Raw genomic sequence first — 16,495 nt, 5'->3', positions numbered from 1 at the left:
TCCTCAATTAACGCCCGAGCTCTCGCACCGCACTACGAGTATCGCGTGCGTCGTCCGTCACGCCGGCAACAGTGGACGATACCGAGTTTACGATGTCAAGGAACTTGACCAATTCGATAGAGTCCGAATTGGAAACATAGATAATATCCTTGTCTTCCATCTTGAATTGCTGTGCGGCAAACAGGGTTGCCGGATCACGAAGATTGACGCGGATAATCACCGGAACCGTATCGCCCGCAAACCGCGTCGTATCTACATGCATCGCCGCAAGCGTCTTCCTCGGGACAAGGCGATAGAGCAGGACCTGCGCCGGATCCGCACGGTCGTCGCGCAGGCCGCCCGCCTTGGCGATGGCCTCCCCGAGGGTTAGATCCGACTCTTCGAAATCGAACCGGCCGCTGGTGCCGGCGGCGCCGAGCGCGAGGAACGTACGGCGCTCATGATCGACCGAGATCGTATCATCCGGCGCGACATAGATATTCTCCGCTGGGTTTTTCAACAGCGTATTGTAGGCGACGGTAGCCGTTCTGCCGCGGCGCTGCAGCGTCACATTCGTTTCGATGTTATTGGTCGTCAAACCACCCGCGGCGGAAATGACGTCGAGAATGCGCTCACCGGCCGGACTGATCTGAACGCGCTGAGGATTGTTGACGTCACCGAGCACGGCTACCTGACTGGAGCGGTTGGTCGTCGTGGTGATAACAACCTGCGGCTCGATCGCGCGGCTGGCCAGTCGATCTTCGACATCCTGCTCGACGGTCTCCTTCAGGCGGCCGGCAGCCGGAACACGACCCGCATAGGGGATCGTGATCGTTCCATTTCTATCGATGGTCTGCGCCGGCAGAGAGATATAATTGCCGGGCCGGCTACCGGCGTCGGAGGGAATGAAGAGACCGCCGGACTGAGCTTCGAAAATCGCAACCTCGACGACATCGCCGTAACCGAGCGGAATTTCAGGCGCACCGCCACGACCACCGCCAAAACCCTTGAAGGAGGTCGGCTGCGGAGAGGTGAAATAGGACAGGACGTTCTTGCTGAGATCAACCAAGGCGTAGTCGATACCGACGCGACGCTCCTTCGTTGTTACCTTTACCGCCGCCCCTCGATCGACATCTTTGTGATCGGGACCGGATCTTGGCAAGGACGTGCAGCTTGCCAATATACTCGTTAGCGCTACAACAATGGCGACGCGTGTACTACCGACAGGAAAACAACCCATAGAATAACCCGTGTTGACGCCCTTGAAGCTACTGCTCCGCAATCGGACAAATTACAAGACAATCCCTGATCAATAATTACCGAACGCCGTTTATCATTCTCTAACTGTGGCAGCCCGGCAACGCCGAGCCCTTCAGCAAACGAACGGCCTCAGCCCGGCTCTCTGACGCCGGCAATAATCTAAAGGCTGCGTCCGCTATAAAATTTCTTGCGTTTAAGAGTCAACCCGCAGCCCTCAATCAATCGGTATTTTCGAAAAACCTTCATAAATTCCATTCATTTAAACCTTTGTGTGAGGACCGGTTACACATATTGGCGATCCGTTTGGCCGTGACTGCGACCGAGGCTGATCGCAACGACGGCGCTCAGGAATGCGGAAAAAAATACCGCAAAACCAGGGATTTGCAGCGAAAAGTCGACGGCCGCATGAAGGGCGACCAAAACCGTCGCCGCTATTCCGAGCAGAACATAATGCCTCAGGCGCCGCCGCTCGGAGAGCCCGCGCCAGAAAACCTTCGCAAGCACTGCGAAAGTAAGAAACGTCGCAACCGGAAACGTAACCCCCAGCCCCAGAAATCCTTCGAGATAGAAATTATGTGCGCGGTCAAAGATCCCGAAGATGCCGCAGGCCGGATCGCGGTACGCAGAAAACACGGTGCGGAAGGTTCCAAGGCCCGTCCCGGTTAACCAATGATCCGAAATGGCACGCCATATGCCCGGCAGAATACAGAAACGATCATCATCCTCGAGCCGCCGCTCCTGCGCGCGCAAAATCGCCTGCCCTGCAAACATGCTCAACAGCAGAACGATGAAAATGACCGCCGAGAGAAGCTTCAATACCGAGCGCCATCTCGGCGCCGGTGTTAAATATCGCCTCGAGCTGTTCCAATTGATGACAAGCCAGGGAAAATAGATGATCGCGGCAATAAAGGTCGCGAATATTCCGGCGCGTGATCGGCTCAGCATCAATGCGGTGAAACATGCGCACAGGAGCAAAACATAGATCCACGTTCTCAAGAGCAGAAGGTTTCGGCCCGGCTCGCCGGGCGGGTGGATTGAATAGGAACGGGCAATGTCCCTGACCAGCGTCAGCATGAGCAACGTTCCCAGCCCGAGGAAGGTCGCAGCGGTATTGCGGTTGACGAAGACCGCTGTCAGGCTGTCGAGGTAGGCGTGTTTTTCTATGACGATCAGGATGTTGGGAAACAGCGAAAATTGCAGCAGGCCGAAAACGGCGATGCCCCCCGCCGCGAGCCCCAGGCTGGCCAGCACTTTCCGCGCTCGTTGATCGGTATCGCATAAGATAAGTCCGGTCAGAAAGGTCACGAAAGGCAGGGCCACCCAGAGTATCGAGGCAAGCGTGTCCGCCGGTTCGACGGAGATCGCCGCATATTGGACGCCCGCCAGATCGCGCGCAGCGCCCCAGGCTGGATTTGCCAGCCGATTGACCGGCAGTTCGATCGTTTGAATAAATGTCCAGCTCGTCAGCACGACGAGCAAAAGCAAGGCGATCTTGAACACCCACCTGCTTTGTCGTGGCTCCGCAAACAGCAATATCGAAACGATGGCGAGAGCAAACATTCCGATTGCGGCGAAGGCGAAGGGCAAAGGTGTGACACTTCCAAAAGGAATGAGCGTCAATATCACCAGGCCGATGAAGGCAACGAGAATCGCCTCCCGCAAGACCTGCCTGTTGATGAGGTTGGATAACATTTGACTTCACTCACCAGCAGTCAAAACGAGGCAATCACAACCATTACGGTTAATATACTCGTACTAACATAAGTTGCAGATCAAGCGCTTGCGTGTTAAAGTGCAACAGAATTCCACATCGTTAAAATTGTCGCGAATGGCTTAAGCCAATCGAGACAGGACCCCGCTTATGCTCCTTCAAGCAGCAGAAACGGGACAGACGTTCTGTGCCCAATACTTGGCAGATCACTAAATCGCCATGCCATTGACTGAGCCAAAAGGCAAGCCTGATCTCAATCGCTTGCCCTGACGGAGATTAAGAGATGAAGAAAACCTTCGTTACACTTCTGGCACTGGCTTTTACAGCGGGGAATGCCTGCTCTGCATTCGCGGCCGGCCCCGCAGGTTTCGCTCGCGGCCTGACCAACGGTTCGGAGGTCAGCTATATCTCCGAAAAAGGAAAGATCGTTCCGCCCTTCGCCCAGGTGCTGTTCTGCGCCCAGAACCCTGCCGAATGCCGCGACAACAACGGACTGTCGGTGATCGCACTGACGGACAAGGAAATGCTGCAGCTGAAGAATGTGAACAACACCGTCAATCGTACCATGATTGGCCGCAACGATTCCCGCAACGAACTGAACGGCGATGTCTGGAAGGTGAATGTGCGCAGCGGCGACTGCGAAGATTTTGCATTGACCAAGCGCAGCCGGCTGATGGCGATGGGCTGGTCATCGCGCGCCTTGCGGATCGCAACGGCCTATACACCCTCCGGCGAAGGGCACGCCGTCCTCGTGGTCAGAACCGACAAGGGCGATCTGGTGCTCGACAACAGGCAAAGCAGCATCAAGAACTGGCGCGATACAGATCTGCGCTGGGACAAGATCCAATCGGGAACGGACCCGTACGTCTGGTACCGGCTGTAGCAGCCGAGGCAGCCGATAGAGCAATTCGTCTCATTCCAGGATTGAAGTCGAGCCGGCACTCACGAACGGCTCGACTTGTCATATCGCCCACATAAACCTATGTTTTTGCTGTCGAGCGGGTGGCTGGCAGCAAACAGCGGCACCCGCAATACGACTTCCGATGTGGGTATTAAGCGATCTTCGATATTGTCTTTTGGCCCAGATTCAGTATGACGAACGCCATGCTGCGACGCAGCATGACGTTCTACTCTAATGATTTGAGGGAAATATGCGCATCACGATGATTGGATCAGGCTATGTCGGCCTCGTTTCAGGCGTTTGCTTTGCGGATTTCGGCCACGACGTCATCTGCGTCGACAAGGATCTGAGTAAGATCGAGGCCCTTCGCGAGGGCCGTATTCCGATCTACGAGCCGGGTCTCGATCAATTGGTTGCTGAAAACACCAGCACCGGCCGCTTGTCGTTTTCGACGGATGTCGGCGAAAGCGTTCGTGGCGCCGACGTCGTGTTCATCGCGGTCGGCACGCCGTCCCGCCGCGGCGACGGCCATGCCGATCTCTCCTACGTCTATGCCGCTGCGCGCGAGATTGCCACCTATGTGGAGGGCTTCACCGTCATCGTCACCAAGTCGACGGTGCCGGTCGGCACCGGCGATGAGGTTGAGCGCATCGTGCGGGAAACCAATCCTTCGGCTGACGTCGCCGTCGTCTCCAATCCCGAATTCCTGCGTGAAGGCGCGGCGATCGAGGATTTCAAGCGTCCTGATCGGATCGTCGTCGGACTGAATGACGACCGGGCACGCGAGACCATGACCGAAGTCTATCGTCCGCTCTACCTCAACCAGGCTCCCCTGGTCTTCACGAGCCGCCGCACCTCCGAGCTCATCAAATATGCGGCCAACGCCTTCCTGGCCATGAAGATCACCTTCATCAACGAGATCGCCGATCTCTGCGAAAGGGTCGACGCAAACGTCCAGGACGTTTCGCGCGGCATCGGCCTCGATGGCCGTATCGGCTCCAAGTTCCTGCATGCCGGTCCGGGTTACGGCGGTTCGTGCTTCCCCAAGGATACGCTTGCCCTTGCCAAGACGGCGCAGGATTATGACGCACCGGTCCGTCTGATCGAAACGACGATCTCGATCAACGACAACCGCAAGCGGGCGATGGGCCGCAAGGTCATTTCGGCCGTCGGCGGAGACATTCGCGGCAAGAAAGTCGCCATCCTCGGACTGACCTTCAAGCCGAACACCGACGACATGCGCGACAGCCCGGCGATCGCCATTATCCAGACGCTGCAGGACGCCGGCGCCCAGGTCGTCGGCTATGATCCCGAGGGTATGGACAATGCCCGCAAGGTCATCGAGAACATCGAATATGCGAACGGCCCTTACGAAGCCGCTGCCGACGCCGATGCCCTCGTCATCGTCACCGAATGGAACCAGTTCCGCGCCCTCGATTTCAATCGCCTGAAGCAGTCGATGCGCGCTCCGGTCCTGGTCGATCTGCGTAACATCTACCGCAGCGACGAGATCCGCAAACACGGCTTTACCTATACCGGTATCGGCACCAATCTTTATCAGGACGCCTGACAGCGCCTGGCAACTCTCTGAATCTTCTGACGCCGCGGGCACAATCCCGCGGCGTTTGTTTTTGGAGCATGCGCCACGCTCTCTTCGCCCAGCGCATTGGCTTGAAGGCCGGAATCGATTTTCGGAAAGCACGACACGGATAGGGCAGCGCGTCCTTTTTGCGTCCGAAGGGCTCTAAAGCAGCCCTACCCGCGTCCCCTTGATCGTCAGTACGGTCAGCCGGCCCGTCGCCGAAACCGCGGTGTCGATGCCGATGCGTTGCGGACCGAATGTCGGGGCTCGCCCCGGAGTATGTCCGTGGATCACGAGGACAGGAAGCTGTGGCCCCTCGTCCAGGAAGGGCTGCCGGATCCACATGAGGTCGCTGTCTTTTTGTTTCTTGAGATCGATGCCGGGTCTGACGCCTGCATGCACAAACACCACCCTGCCTATCCGCAGCATGATCGGCAGCGATTCCAGGAACTGGATATGCCGCTCGGGTATCATATTGCGAATGACGCGGGCGATCGTTTCATTTCCCGCCGCCGACTGCAGGAGATGCTCGATATCGATGCCGTAGGAGTGCAGCGTCTCCGTCCCGGCGAAACCCAGCCATTCGAGAATGCCCGCCGGTTTGCGATAGAGCTTCACCAGTTCTGCATCGTGATTGCCGCAAAGAACCAGGCGCTGAAATCCTGGCGGCGGGTTCTTGCTCAGGAACTCCAGAACTGCGCTCGAATCGGGTCCACGATCGACATAATCGCCGAGCATGACGATGAGTTTCGGCCCCTGAATGCGTGCTGCGTCCTCCTCGATGCGGCGATGCACCTCGACGAGCTCGTCGTAACATCCGTGAACATCGCTCATGGCGTAGACCGCAGCGAAGTCGCCTTCGGCAAAGCTCAGCCGAGCGCGCTGCTTACGGTTGGCGGCCAATATCGGTATCTGTTGTCGCCACCGTCCTAGATAATTAGACATGTAACCCATTTATGAGACCCGACCACGTGGCGGGTTGATCGATTTCCCATCTATCGCTGCAACGGCACGAATCACAGTGTTCATATGAAGTTGGCCTGATCGCGGCGTCGACAGTGTAGCCGGAACCTGTTTGCCATATTCAGAATGACATGATCCTTCGCCGTTTGCTGAACCGCCTGCGCCATGCTCGCCTGGGCGGCCGTGACAGAACGCTGCGCGTCCAACACATCAAGCAATGAGGATTTGCCATCCTTGTAGCTCCCGATTGAAAGCGCAAGGGTCTCCGGCGTGATCTTCACCTGGGTGCGAAGCGCCGCAGCTCGCCAGCGATAGCGAAACGGCTGCCGCGGAGAACGGCGTTCTGTACTTATCCATAGTTGAGAAGACATCGCGACTAATATTAGGTTGTATTTTAGCACATGATGGTTAACTGCCGGTTAAGCTTATGTCTACAGGATCGATTCTTTCACCTTCAGCTGTGTCATCCAACATTTCCAAAGCTGGGAGAACTCGAAACCGTCGGCTTTCCACAGGCGAAGCCTCCGAAAAAGCTGCATAAATCAACTATAGCGAGAGGCGCTGTGAAAAAATGAACGTTAAAGCAGATCACGCTTGACGACCCTGCGACGCCGCCTAAATATGGTGCGCTGCGAGCGTGAATGACAATATTTGATCAGGAAGCTCAGATCCAAAACTGCGGGGTGCAAAGTGGAAACTGCGGTTGATTCGAAACTTATCGAGGCGATCAGCTACGACGAAGACAGCCGGCATCTACGGGTCTATCTGACCAACGGCCAGAGACGAGAATATGAAGGTGTTCCCAAAGGCGTCGTCGTCGGTTTGACGATGGCAGAATCACCGGGGAATTTTTACATGAAGGCAATAAGAGGCAAATATCCTCATCGCCCCTAAGCATGTCGCGGCAACGACATGCGCAAGGAGCGAATCTGAAAGATCGCGGCGCGCTTTAGATAATCTGTCGATCAACGACGACATGATTGTCATTTCAGCAACGTTGCGGGGCCGGCATTCGCCGGTCCCGCTCAATATCTTGGCCACTGTGCTGGCACAGATCAATAGCCGCCGAGGAAGTCGCCAACCGCATTGATCTCCGATGGCGCGATCTCGTGCCCACCGGCATGCCAGACCGTCCTGACCTCCGCGCCCCGGCCCTCCAGGTGCGCAGACAGCGCCTGGGTCATCGCGACCGGAGCGATGGGATCCCGCTGCCCGGCTGTCACCAGCACCTTTCTTCCCGCGAGCGTCGACCGGGCCTCGGGCTGAAACGGAATGAGCGGATGCATCAAAACCGCCGCGTCGAAGATGCCCTTTTCGATCAGCACATTGGCCAGAATATTTGCGCCGTTCGAGAAACCCAGGCCGAGAATCTGGGAAGCCCGGTATTCATCGGCAAACGCCTTGACGTAGGCCGCCATCTTCTCCGTCGCGCGTGAAAGGTCGGACATGTCGTAGACCCCTTCCCCGGTGCGGCGGAAGAACCGCGCCGCGCCGTATTCGGAAACATCGCCGCGCGGCGAAAGAATCGTTGCTTCGGGCAGCAGCCGTCGGCCGAAATCGAAGAACTGGTTTTCATCGCCGCCGGTGCCGTGCAGCACGAGCAGAATGGGTTTGTCAGGTGCACCGGCATGCAGCCGGTGCACATATCCGGTTTCGGTCATTTCGCCCTCCTTACGCTTCGAGCGGCTGCAGATGCTGCTCGAGCAAGGCGCGAAGATGAGCGTGCTGCTGTGGCAGCTTCAGCGCTTCGCCGAGATGAGCCGTGTCCTCGTCACGGTCGAAGCCGGGCTCGTTGGTCGCGACCTCGAACAAAACACCGCCCGGCGTGCGGAAATAGATCGCCCAGAAATAATCCCGGTCGATGACAGGTGTGACCTGATAGCCCGTATCCATCAGCGCCTTGCGCACTTCGAGCTGCTTTTCGCGATTTTCGACGGCAAAGGCAACATGGTGGACGGAGCCGGCGCCGGGAAGTGCGCGGGCAATGTTCGGCATGGTTTCAAGGTCGATGAGGTGCGCGCCGTTGCCGCCGGGCCTGATCAGCCGTTTGACCCCGTCCCTTTCCTCGGCGACTTCGTAGCCCATGAACTTCAGCAGTTCGCCCGTCGCGCCTTCATCCCTCAGCCGCAAGGCAACGGAATGGAAGCCGCGAATAGCGTGATCCTCGCTGATGCCGCCATGCGTCCACGGCTGGCGGCCATCGTCCTTGACCTCGACGAGCGCAAAGCCGTCGCCATCCGGCCCGGAGAAGTTCAGACGTTTTTCGCCGAAGCTTTCCTCAGCCTTCAGGCCGCCGAGACCAAGCGCGGCGAAACGGTCGCTCCAGAAGCCGAGTGAGTCTTGCGGGACGGAAAATACCGTCGTGCCGACCTCCCCGGTCCCGGGCCGGCCCTGCGCCATCTTCGGGAACGGGAAATAGGTCATGATCGTGCCGGGCGCACCGGTCTCGTCACCGTAGTAGAGGTGATAGACATCGGGCGCATCGAAATTGACGGTCTTCTTGACGCGACGCAGGCCGAGCGCATGGGTGAAAAACTGGTTGTTGGTGCGGGCGTCCTCCGCCATCGACGTGACGTGGTGCAGACCCTTGATCTGATCGAGCATGTGAGACCCCTTTCTGCCCGCCGTTCGCGGGCTTTTGATGGATCATAAATGCGCCTCACCCGGCCTCCGGAATAGACCCTGAGACCAAAACGCATTGTCTATTATTAGTGAACGAAGATCGGGCCGCGTTCACTTCATGCGCCGTGAGGATCTGCCGGCAATTGCCAGTCGATCGGCGCCCGGCCGCGGGACTGGAGGAAGGCATTCGCCTTGGAAAAATGTTTGCAGCCAAAGAAGCCGTTATGGGCCGAAAGCGGCGAGGGATGCGGCGCCTTGAGCACCAGATGCCGCGCCGTATCGACAAATGCGGCCTTGCGCTGGGCATAGGAGCCCCAGAGCATGAAGACGACGGATTCGCATTCGTCATTGACTTTGCCGATAATGGCATCGGTGAAGCGCTCCCACCCCTTGCCCTGATGGGCCGCCGCTTGGCCCTCCTCGACCGTCAGCACGCTGTTCAGCAGGAGCACGCCCTGCCTGGCCCAATGTTCGAGAAAACCATGGCGCGCTGGCGTTATGCCGAGATCCGTCTCCATCTCCTTGTAGATATTGACGAGCGAGGGCGGTATGCGCACGCCGGGTCGGACGCTGAAGCATAGTCCATGAGCCTGCCCAAGTCCGTGATAGGGATCCTGTCCGAGGATGACGGCCTTGACGTTGGCAATCGGCGTCAGATCAAGAGCGCGGAAATATTCGCTGCCCTTCGGGAAGATCCGCTTGCCCACCTGTTTCTGCGCGACGAGGAAGGATTTGAGTTGTTGCATATAGGGGCTTGAAAACTCCCCTGCCAGCGCGGCCTTCCAGCTCTCATCGAGACTAACGGATGTATCGCTCATCAGGAACCCTTCGGCATAGGACGAAACAATGGACACACGGTTCTAACAAAATAGGCTGATGTCGCAATGCCTGCGCTCTCGCGGCGGCTTCAGCCCATCGAAAACCGGCAGCGGGCTGCAGAGCTTGTTCGAGACGTCATCGTCGGTGTTTACTATATGCCCGCTTCGGTATTTACGCCGACTGGCGGGGTGAGTAGAACCTTATTGTGACAATCGGGGCATGTCTTCACATGAAATTCGGCACGAGCGGCCTTCGCGGACTTTCAGTCGATCTCAAGGGACGCGCTTCCGCCCTTTACGCCGCCGCGTTCGGCAAATATCTGCTGCGGACCGGCAGGGCGCAGGCGGGCGACGTTATTCTGATCGGCCGCGACTTTCGCGATTCAAGCCCTGAAATCTCGGCGAATTGCGCCGGCGCGCTGACGGCGCTCGGCTTCCGGATCTTCGATTGCGGCAATGTGCCGACACCGGCCCTTGCCCTTTATGGCCTCGAACGCAAGGCTGCATGCCTGATGATTACGGGCTCGCACATCCCGGCGGACCGCAACGGCATCAAATTTTATCGCCCGGACGGCGAAATCGACAAATCGGACGAGGCAGCCATTACTGCAGAGGCAGCCGAAATCGAGCGGAGCGGTGAAGCGCCGGTCGTGGCGCCGGCCAAGATGGAAGAGCATGAAGCGATCTGCCGCCAGCTCTTTTTCGAACGCAATGCCATGCTGCTTCCAAAAGGCGCGCTGTCGGGCTTGAAGATCGGCATCTATCAGCACAGCACCGTCGCGCGCGACCTGATGGTCGACGTTCTCACCCATTACGGTGCCGAGATCATCGCTCTCGGACGCTCGGAGAGTTTCATTCCCGTCGACACCGAAGCCGTGTCCGACGAGACGATCACGCTGATGAAACGCTGGGTGTCCGAGCACCAGCTCGATGCGATCGTTTCGACCGATGGCGACGGCGACCGCCCCCTTGTCGCGGATGAAACCGGTGCGCCGCTGCGCGGCGACCTCCTCGGCCTTATGGCAGCCAATTTCTTGGGAGCTCGCATAGTGGTGACGCCCGTCACCTCCAATTCCGGCATCGAGGTCGCAGGCTCCTTCGCCGTCAAGCGCACCCGTGTCGGCTCTCCCTTCGTCATAACAGGCATGGAAGAGGCCGTGGCCGCCGGCAACGATCGCGTCATGGGCTTTGAAGCCAATGGCGGTTTGCTGACCGCCAGCCCTTTCGATGTCAACGGGCAGAACGTCCGCGCCCTGCCGACGCGCGATTGTTTTATTCCGATGCTCGCAGTCCTGTCGCTTGCGGCCGCTCGCAGGCAGCCGCTCTCTGCCATTGCGACCTCCTATAAGCTGCCCTTCGCCGCTGCCGATCGTCTGGAGAATTTCCCGGTGGAGACGAGCGCAGCGCTGATGCAACACTTGCGCGCCTCGGATGAAAATCTCCGTTCTTTCCTGCAGCCGATCGGCGCTGTCGCGACCAAATCCGATATTGACGGGCTTCGGGTGACACTGACGGACGGCCGGATCATCCATTTCCGCCCATCCGGCAATGCGCCGGAAATGCGCTGCTACGTGGAAGCCGGCAGCGAGCCTGCAGCTCTCGACCTGCTGCACGCCGGTCTCAACAGGATAAGAGGCTGGGCAGCAGCCCGCTGACATGCAACCATTAAGGTCGTCTATCTCAAGGAACCCGCCTATGACGCAGAAAATCGTTCCCGTGATCATGGCCGGCGGCAAAGGCACGCGGCTCTGGCCGCTTTCCCGTGCGACCGCGCCGAAACAATTCATCCAATTCGTTGGCAATAAGACGCTGTTTCAGGAAACGCTCGAACGCGTTTCCGATCCCGAGCTCTATGAAGCTCCGATCGTCGTCACCAATGAGGAGTTCCGCTTCCTGGTCGCCGAGCAGGCGCGCGAGCTTGCCATCCCGCTCGCCGCCGTGCTGCTCGAACCGGTCGCCCGCAACACCGCCGCCGCGGTCGCTGCCGCCGCGACGCTTGCCGCTGACCTCTTTGGCAAGGGCACCATCATCCAGATGCTCGCCTCAGACCATGAAATCCTCGCCGACAAGAGCTATTTCGACTGTATCCGCATCGCTCGCGAGGCGGCGGCCGACGGCAGGCTCGTCACCTTCGGCATCAACCCGACCGAGCCGGCGACGGGTTATGGCTATATCGAGATCGGCGATGCGCTTGATAATGGCGCCCACAAGGTGAGCCGCTTCGTCGAGAAGCCGATATTGGATGAAGCCCAGCGGATGCTCGCCGACGGCGGCTTCTACTGGAACTCGGGCATCTTCATGTTCCCGGTGACGGAACTTCTTGCCGAGCTGCAGGAATATGCGCCCGAGGTGCTGAAGGCTGCAAGCAAGGCTGTTTCCAAGGCAAGCCGCGATCTCGACTTCACCCGCCTCGATGCCGACCATTTCGCCAAGAGCCCGGATATATCGATCGATTATGCGGTCATGGAAAAGACCTCGAAGGCCGCGGTCGTCCCCTCGCCATTTCGGTGGTCGGACATGGGAAGCTGGGATGCCGTTTGGAAATCGGGCAAACGCGACGATAACGGCAATGTCGCCGCCGCCAACACGACCGTCGTCAACACCCGCAACTCGCTGGTCATGACGCATGGCGTGCACCTTGCCGTCCAAGGCATGGAGGATGTCGCCGTCATCGCCAGCGAAGACGCCGTCTATGTCGGACCGCTGAAGGACAGCCAGAATGTCGGGCAGTTGGTCAAGATGCTGGCCTCCTCCTCGGCGACGGCAAAATTCGCCGAAACGCATCCGACATCGTACCGACCGTGGGGCGGCTATACCTCTATCTTCAACGGCGACCGCTTTCAGGTGAAGCGCATCTTCGTCACGCCGGGCAAGAAGCTTTCGCTGCAAAAACACCACCATCGCTCCGAGCACTGGGTCGTCGTAAAGGGAACGGCCGAGGTGACGATCGGCGACAATGTGCAGATGCTGCGCGAGAACGAAAGCGTCTATATCCCACTCGGGGAAGTCCATCGTCTCGCCAACCCCGGCAAGATCGTCCTCGAGCTCATCGAGGTTCAGACGGGCTCCTATCTCGGCGAGGACGATATCATCCGCATCGTCGACGAATTCGGAAGAACGTAAGCCAAGCGCCGGAACGGCCGGCGGGCCAGGTCAGCCCGCCGGCCGTTCCGGCATGCCCACCATCCCTGTTGAATTCCCTTGCGGGATTCTCGTAGAATGAATGAGCCGACAGACCTGACAGGAGATGTCCTCTGATGCGTACCCTGCCCGCCCTCGCCGGATCTCTTTCAATCCTGCTGCCGGCAATCGCCTTTGCCCAGACGGCGAACATGCGCGCCGCAAGCGAGGCGGAAATCCGCCAGCATCTGCCCGGCACGTCGGAGCTGAAAGAAAGCAGCAACGGCTATGAATATCGTGAGGGCAGCAAGAATGGCTACAAGATCAACAATGGCGAGGTCTGTGTCCGGTTTCCCGACAAGTCGACCGACTGCGTCAACGTAAAGACTGACGGCAAGAATTTTCAGATGATCGACCGCAAGGGCGGCCGAACCAGATTCTGATTTCGGCCCGGCTTATCTTGCCTGTTTATCTTGCCGGCGCCGTCTCACCGCTCTTGTCGACAACGAATTCGGCGATCAGCCCTGAATGGTTGGAGCCGAGATTGTCGTCGAGGCGTTTCAACGACGTCAGGTGAAGCGGCGCGCGCGCGAATATGTGATCGATGGCGATCCCGAACCGACCGGCGGCGATCGGCCATGTCGCCGGTTCTGGCGCCATAGTCTTCAGCTTCTGCTTGCGCAGGAGAAGCTGAATGCTGGGGGCGATCGACGACGAATTGAAATCGCCGGACAGCACCAGCGGACCTGAGATCGCATCAAGCGCTCTGCTGAGATCTTCCAACTCTTCCATCTGGTAATCGTCGAAATAGGGTTTGGTCAGATGGGCCGATACGAGATTGACGGTTTGCCCACCAAAATCGACGCTCGCTGCGACCAGCCTGTCTTTCCGCAAGCTGCCGATGCTCGCGACCCGGCGGGTCACGAACGGGCGTTTGGACAGCACCAGCGTATCGCAGCTGTCTTTGCCGTTGTCGCAGCCGATATGATACGGATAGACCTTGAACAATCGCTGCAGATGGAACGTCAGCGGCTTGGCTTCGAGCAGATTGACGACATCGGCATTCGAAGCGATCACCACATCCGCGATGGCGGTCGAATTTTTCCAGTTATCGATCGCAACGTTGAACGACATCAGCCGGAAAAGCGGCGCCGTTCCCGTTCCCCTGTCGTCCTCCGCAAATTCACGCAGCATGATAACGCCGTGCGCCGTGAGGAACAGCGAGACAAGCAGAAGGACAAAGCCGTAGGCATGTCTTCTGACAGCCAGGATGACGAGGCTGGCAGCAGCGAATGTGAGGCAGAGATGGATCTGAAAGCTGTAGATGAAGGAGAGCAGCCAGAAGTTCGTGAGATAACGCAGCGACACGACCGCAATGGCCAGGGTCAGAAACGCAGAGAGAATCCAATAAACTATGTTTCTCATCAATCCCTGGTTCCCTGAACAGGATGTCGCCCGAAAACCGCTCAACCCTTTCGGCATCATGCTCAAGACGACCCGCCGCCCATAACATGCAAGCTATTATGTTGCAATGCAGCATAATGTCCGGAGACGACGACAGCGGCCTCACATCAGGTGCTATCTTTCAAACGCCTATCGACTCGGCCTCTTTTTATCCTGTAAGTGGGTGCCATTTTACGGAATCGGCTTTTGCCGTCGGCAGGGAGCCGAGAAAAAGGTGGGAATGCGCTACTTCATTACAGGCACGGCCGGCTTTATCGGTTTTCATCTGGCCAGGCGCCTGCTGCAGGAAGGGCATGAGGTGACGGGCTTCGACGGCCTCACTCCTTATTACAACGTCAAGCTCAAAGAGATGCGTCACGCGGCACTCTCTCAGTTTCCGGCCTTCCGACCTGTCATTTCAATGCTTGAGGACCGGCCGGCGCTGGAGGCGTCAGTCTCCGCGGCCGCGCCTGACATCCTGATCCATCTCGCCGCGCAAGCCGGAGTCCGCTACAGCCTGGAAAATCCCGAAGCCTATATACATTCGAACGTCGAAGGCTCCTGGAACATCATGGAAATCGCCCGGCGGGTTGAAGTCCGCCATTTGATGCTGGCCTCGACATCATCGATCTATGGCGCCAACGCGACTGTACCCTTCCGCGAGACCGATCGCGCCGACGAACCACTGACCATCTATGCCGCGACGAAGAAATCGATGGAGCTGATGGCGCACAGCTATGCCCATCTGCATAAGATTCCGACGACGGCCTTCCGTTTCTTCACCGTCTATGGCCCATGGGGCCGACCCGATATGGCGCTGTTCAAATTCGCCAAGAACATGCTCGAAGGCCAGCCGATCGAGATCTACGGCGAAGGCAATATGAGCCGCGACTTCACCTATATCGACGACCTCATCGAAGCGATCGTCAGGTTGTCGGCAATTGCCCCGAGCGAGGAAAATCGTCTCGGCGACGCTGGGATCGAAACGCTTTCGCGCCAAGCGCCCTTCCGCGTCGTCAACATCGGCGGCGGTCAGCCCGTCAGCCTGATGGATTTCGTCGAGACGGTGGAAAAAGCGCTCGGCCGTCCTGCCATCCGCAAAATGCTGGCAATGCAGAAGGGCGACGTGCCGCGCACCTTCGCGGCCCCCGATCTGCTCGTGGCACTGACAGGATACAAGCCCGACACGACACTGGATGTCGGCGTCAAGGCCTTCGTCGACTGGTATATCGACGTGCGTCGCGAACTGGACGCCTGAAGCGCGTTGTTAGATTTACGCAATTCCCGGAATTGCTTAGCGGAGAAGCCTGACTGCTTCCACAGCACCGACCGCCGTCGAGAATACATAGCCGGTGGCAATGCTCAGGCTCTGCGAATGGGCCTTGAGCTGAGAGCCCCTACCCTTGACGGCAGCCGGGCCGCGCAGAACGAGAGGAACGCTCGGCCGCACGAAACCGGCGCGCGTCGTCAGGGGAATTTCAGGCGAATGGCCGATGGCGGAAGTGTAGATCAGGTCGCGCGCGAGGCTCGCCGGCCCGATGGCGAAGGCCGGGCCGGCGGCCGCGGCAATGCTCAAGGTCAGGGTGATGGCGGCAAGAGTTTTCTGCATGTCGAAGTCCCCGTTTTCGGATCGGCGGGCTTTCGTTTCGCCCGGCTCCAAGCGATCGACGCGTCTGTCCACGCTTCGTCCGCCTTCATGAGAACACTCTACACGTCAGTATTTGCAGGGCTTTTAAGCAGATCGATCAAATTTTACGAAATTTGACTTTCTATACGGAAGGGCTCGAGGCAGGCATGAAAATGCCTTGGCCGGCGGCTGGACGGCGGCATCGGCAAAACGTCCATGATTGGACGCTGATCGCAATCTAGAGAATGCGATCCAGCTTCTTGTTGATATGCAGGTTCGGCATCAATCCCGCACTTTGGGCGGCATGATAGGACTCTCGCGCCGCATCGAACGAGATCGACCACATAATGGCGCTCAACAGCAGCGCGATAATATAGATCTGAATACGCATCGATCTGCCGATACGGAAAGAGCAAGGCAGTTTTGTGTCAAAAAATGAGCGTATAACGCGAAACAATACGCTTTAAGA

Annotated in this window: 16 protein-coding genes and 1 pseudogene; 7 read left to right on the top strand and 10 right to left on the bottom strand. The window is 58.3% G+C overall.

Translation table 11 applies throughout. From position 1 onward, the window contains the following. Positions 1 to 7 precede the first annotated feature (7 nt). Together GGD53_RS04075 and GGD53_RS04070 are read right to left on the bottom strand one after the other, a co-directional pair. Positions 8 to 1,219: a polysaccharide biosynthesis/export family protein gene (locus tag GGD53_RS04075; RefSeq protein ID WP_064804417.1), complete on the bottom strand. Its 1,212-nt coding sequence runs from the start codon at positions 1,217 to 1,219 to the stop codon at positions 8 to 10. 302 nt (positions 1,220 to 1,521) lie between these two features. Beyond that, positions 1,522 to 2,931, bottom strand: a complete 1,410-nt coding sequence (locus GGD53_RS04070; RefSeq protein WP_184453817.1) for an O-antigen ligase family protein — start codon at positions 2,929 to 2,931, stop codon at positions 1,522 to 1,524. A 302-nt stretch (positions 2,932 to 3,233) separates the two neighbouring features. Here GGD53_RS04070 and GGD53_RS04065 point away from each other — a divergent pair, with 302 nt between their 5' ends. After that, complete coding sequence (locus tag GGD53_RS04065; RefSeq protein ID WP_184453815.1) at positions 3,234 to 3,833, top strand: transglutaminase-like cysteine peptidase; 600 nt, start codon at positions 3,234 to 3,236, stop codon at positions 3,831 to 3,833. Positions 3,834 to 4,101: 268 nt separating this feature from the next. Beyond that, entirely contained in the window at positions 4,102 to 5,421 is a 1,320-nt protein-coding gene (locus GGD53_RS04060; protein ID WP_085779128.1) for a UDP-glucose dehydrogenase family protein, read from the top strand. Positions 5,422 to 5,595: 174 nt separating this feature from the next. Here the strand turns inward: GGD53_RS04060 and GGD53_RS04055 are convergent, their stop codons facing one another. Next, positions 5,596 to 6,387: a metallophosphoesterase family protein gene (locus GGD53_RS04055; protein WP_184453813.1), complete on the bottom strand. Its 792-nt coding sequence runs from the start codon at positions 6,385 to 6,387 to the stop codon at positions 5,596 to 5,598. A gap of 71 nt (positions 6,388 to 6,458) precedes the next feature. Further along, positions 6,459 to 6,695: pseudogene (locus GGD53_RS31600) on the bottom strand (TolC family protein); the annotation flags it as partial. A gap of 352 nt (positions 6,696 to 7,047) precedes the next feature. Between GGD53_RS31600 and GGD53_RS04050 the strand changes: the two are divergent. After that, the gene (locus GGD53_RS04050; protein ID WP_184453811.1) at positions 7,048 to 7,290 is read left to right on the top strand and encodes a KTSC domain-containing protein; all 243 of its coding nucleotides are present in this window, start codon (positions 7,048 to 7,050) and stop codon (positions 7,288 to 7,290) included. A gap of 161 nt (positions 7,291 to 7,451) precedes the next feature. Here GGD53_RS04050 and GGD53_RS04045 read toward each other — a convergent pair whose 3' ends face one another. The 3 genes from GGD53_RS04045 to ung all read right to left on the bottom strand — a co-directional run bounded on the left by GGD53_RS04045 (position 7,452) and on the right by ung (position 9,836). After that, on the bottom strand, positions 7,452 to 8,057 hold the full coding sequence (locus GGD53_RS04045) for an alpha/beta hydrolase (protein WP_184453809.1): 606 nt from the start codon (positions 8,055 to 8,057) through the stop codon (positions 7,452 to 7,454). Between the two features lie 10 nt (positions 8,058 to 8,067). Further along, a complete protein-coding gene (locus GGD53_RS04040; protein ID WP_184453807.1) occupies positions 8,068 to 9,000 on the bottom strand; it encodes a VOC family protein in 933 nt (310 codons plus the stop codon). Between the two features lie 134 nt (positions 9,001 to 9,134). After that, positions 9,135 to 9,836 carry a uracil-DNA glycosylase gene (gene ung / locus GGD53_RS04035; RefSeq protein ID WP_184453805.1) on the bottom strand — a complete coding sequence of 234 codons (702 nt, stop codon included), beginning with the start codon at positions 9,834 to 9,836 and terminating at the stop codon, positions 9,135 to 9,137. A 230-nt stretch (positions 9,837 to 10,066) separates the two neighbouring features. Between ung and GGD53_RS04030 the strand changes: the two genes are divergently transcribed. From GGD53_RS04030 to GGD53_RS04020, 3 genes are all read left to right on the top strand, one after another. Further along, the gene (locus GGD53_RS04030) at positions 10,067 to 11,491 is read left to right on the top strand and encodes a phosphomannomutase (protein WP_184453803.1); all 1,425 of its coding nucleotides are present in this window, start codon (positions 10,067 to 10,069) and stop codon (positions 11,489 to 11,491) included. Between the two features lie 40 nt (positions 11,492 to 11,531). Next, a complete protein-coding gene (locus tag GGD53_RS04025) occupies positions 11,532 to 12,959 on the top strand; it encodes a mannose-1-phosphate guanylyltransferase/mannose-6-phosphate isomerase (RefSeq protein WP_088392964.1) in 1,428 nt (475 codons plus the stop codon). A gap of 134 nt (positions 12,960 to 13,093) precedes the next feature. Next, a complete protein-coding gene (locus GGD53_RS04020) occupies positions 13,094 to 13,399 on the top strand; it encodes a hypothetical protein (protein WP_088392962.1) in 306 nt (101 codons plus the stop codon). Between the two features lie 25 nt (positions 13,400 to 13,424). Here the strand turns inward: GGD53_RS04020 and GGD53_RS04015 are convergent, their stop codons facing one another. Next, positions 13,425 to 14,381 carry an endonuclease/exonuclease/phosphatase family protein gene (locus GGD53_RS04015; RefSeq protein ID WP_184453801.1) on the bottom strand — a complete coding sequence of 319 codons (957 nt, stop codon included), beginning with the start codon at positions 14,379 to 14,381 and terminating at the stop codon, positions 13,425 to 13,427. A gap of 259 nt (positions 14,382 to 14,640) precedes the next feature. Here GGD53_RS04015 and GGD53_RS04010 point away from each other — a divergent pair, with 259 nt between their 5' ends. Further along, a complete protein-coding gene (locus GGD53_RS04010) occupies positions 14,641 to 15,657 on the top strand; it encodes an NAD-dependent epimerase/dehydratase family protein (protein ID WP_184453799.1) in 1,017 nt (338 codons plus the stop codon). A gap of 36 nt (positions 15,658 to 15,693) precedes the next feature. Here GGD53_RS04010 and GGD53_RS04005 read toward each other — a convergent pair whose 3' ends face one another. Both GGD53_RS04005 and GGD53_RS04000 read right to left on the bottom strand, forming a co-directional pair. Next, positions 15,694 to 16,080, bottom strand: coding sequence for a hypothetical protein (locus GGD53_RS04005; RefSeq protein ID WP_184453797.1), 387 nt, complete (start codon positions 16,078 to 16,080; stop codon positions 15,694 to 15,696). A gap of 184 nt (positions 16,081 to 16,264) precedes the next feature. Continuing rightward, positions 16,265 to 16,417, bottom strand: a complete 153-nt coding sequence (locus GGD53_RS04000) for a hypothetical protein (protein ID WP_009988813.1) — start codon at positions 16,415 to 16,417, stop codon at positions 16,265 to 16,267. Between the last annotated feature and the right edge of the window lie 78 nt (positions 16,418 to 16,495).

Origin of the sequence: Rhizobium aethiopicum (assembly GCF_014197535.1) — a bacterium.
GTDB classification, from domain to species: Bacteria; Pseudomonadota; Alphaproteobacteria; order Rhizobiales; family Rhizobiaceae; genus Rhizobium; species Rhizobium aethiopicum_A.
Note: the sequence above shows the minus strand (reverse complement) of the source record. Positions and strands in the feature narration are given on the sequence as shown.

Excerpts from the sequence above, each read along its gene's own strand:
- GGD53_RS04025 (WP_088392964.1), top strand. The coding sequence starts at position 11,532 with ATGACGCAGAAAATCGTTCCCGTGATCATGGCCGGCGGCAAAGGCACG.
- GGD53_RS04000 (WP_009988813.1), bottom strand. The coding sequence starts at position 16,417 with ATGCGTATTCAGATCTATATTATCGCGCTGCTGTTGAGCGCCATTATG.
- GGD53_RS04020 (WP_088392962.1), top strand. The coding sequence starts at position 13,094 with ATGCGTACCCTGCCCGCCCTCGCCGGATCTCTTTCAATCCTGCTGCCG.
- GGD53_RS04030 (WP_184453803.1), top strand. The coding sequence starts at position 10,067 with ATGAAATTCGGCACGAGCGGCCTTCGCGGACTTTCAGTCGATCTCAAG.
- GGD53_RS04055 (WP_184453813.1), bottom strand. The coding sequence starts at position 6,387 with ATGGGTTACATGTCTAATTATCTAGGACGGTGGCGACAACAGATACCG.
- GGD53_RS04060 (WP_085779128.1), top strand. The coding sequence starts at position 4,102 with ATGCGCATCACGATGATTGGATCAGGCTATGTCGGCCTCGTTTCAGGC.
- GGD53_RS04010 (WP_184453799.1), top strand. The coding sequence starts at position 14,641 with ATGCGCTACTTCATTACAGGCACGGCCGGCTTTATCGGTTTTCATCTG.
- GGD53_RS04075 (WP_064804417.1), bottom strand. The coding sequence starts at position 1,219 with ATGGGTTGTTTTCCTGTCGGTAGTACACGCGTCGCCATTGTTGTAGCG.
- GGD53_RS04015 (WP_184453801.1), bottom strand. The coding sequence starts at position 14,381 with ATGAGAAACATAGTTTATTGGATTCTCTCTGCGTTTCTGACCCTGGCC.
- GGD53_RS04065 (WP_184453815.1), top strand. The coding sequence starts at position 3,234 with ATGAAGAAAACCTTCGTTACACTTCTGGCACTGGCTTTTACAGCGGGG.
- GGD53_RS04040 (WP_184453807.1), bottom strand. The coding sequence starts at position 9,000 with ATGCTCGATCAGATCAAGGGTCTGCACCACGTCACGTCGATGGCGGAG.
- GGD53_RS04045 (WP_184453809.1), bottom strand. The coding sequence starts at position 8,057 with ATGACCGAAACCGGATATGTGCACCGGCTGCATGCCGGTGCACCTGAC.
- GGD53_RS04070 (WP_184453817.1), bottom strand. The coding sequence starts at position 2,931 with ATGTTATCCAACCTCATCAACAGGCAGGTCTTGCGGGAGGCGATTCTC.
- ung (WP_184453805.1), bottom strand. The coding sequence starts at position 9,836 with ATGAGCGATACATCCGTTAGTCTCGATGAGAGCTGGAAGGCCGCGCTG.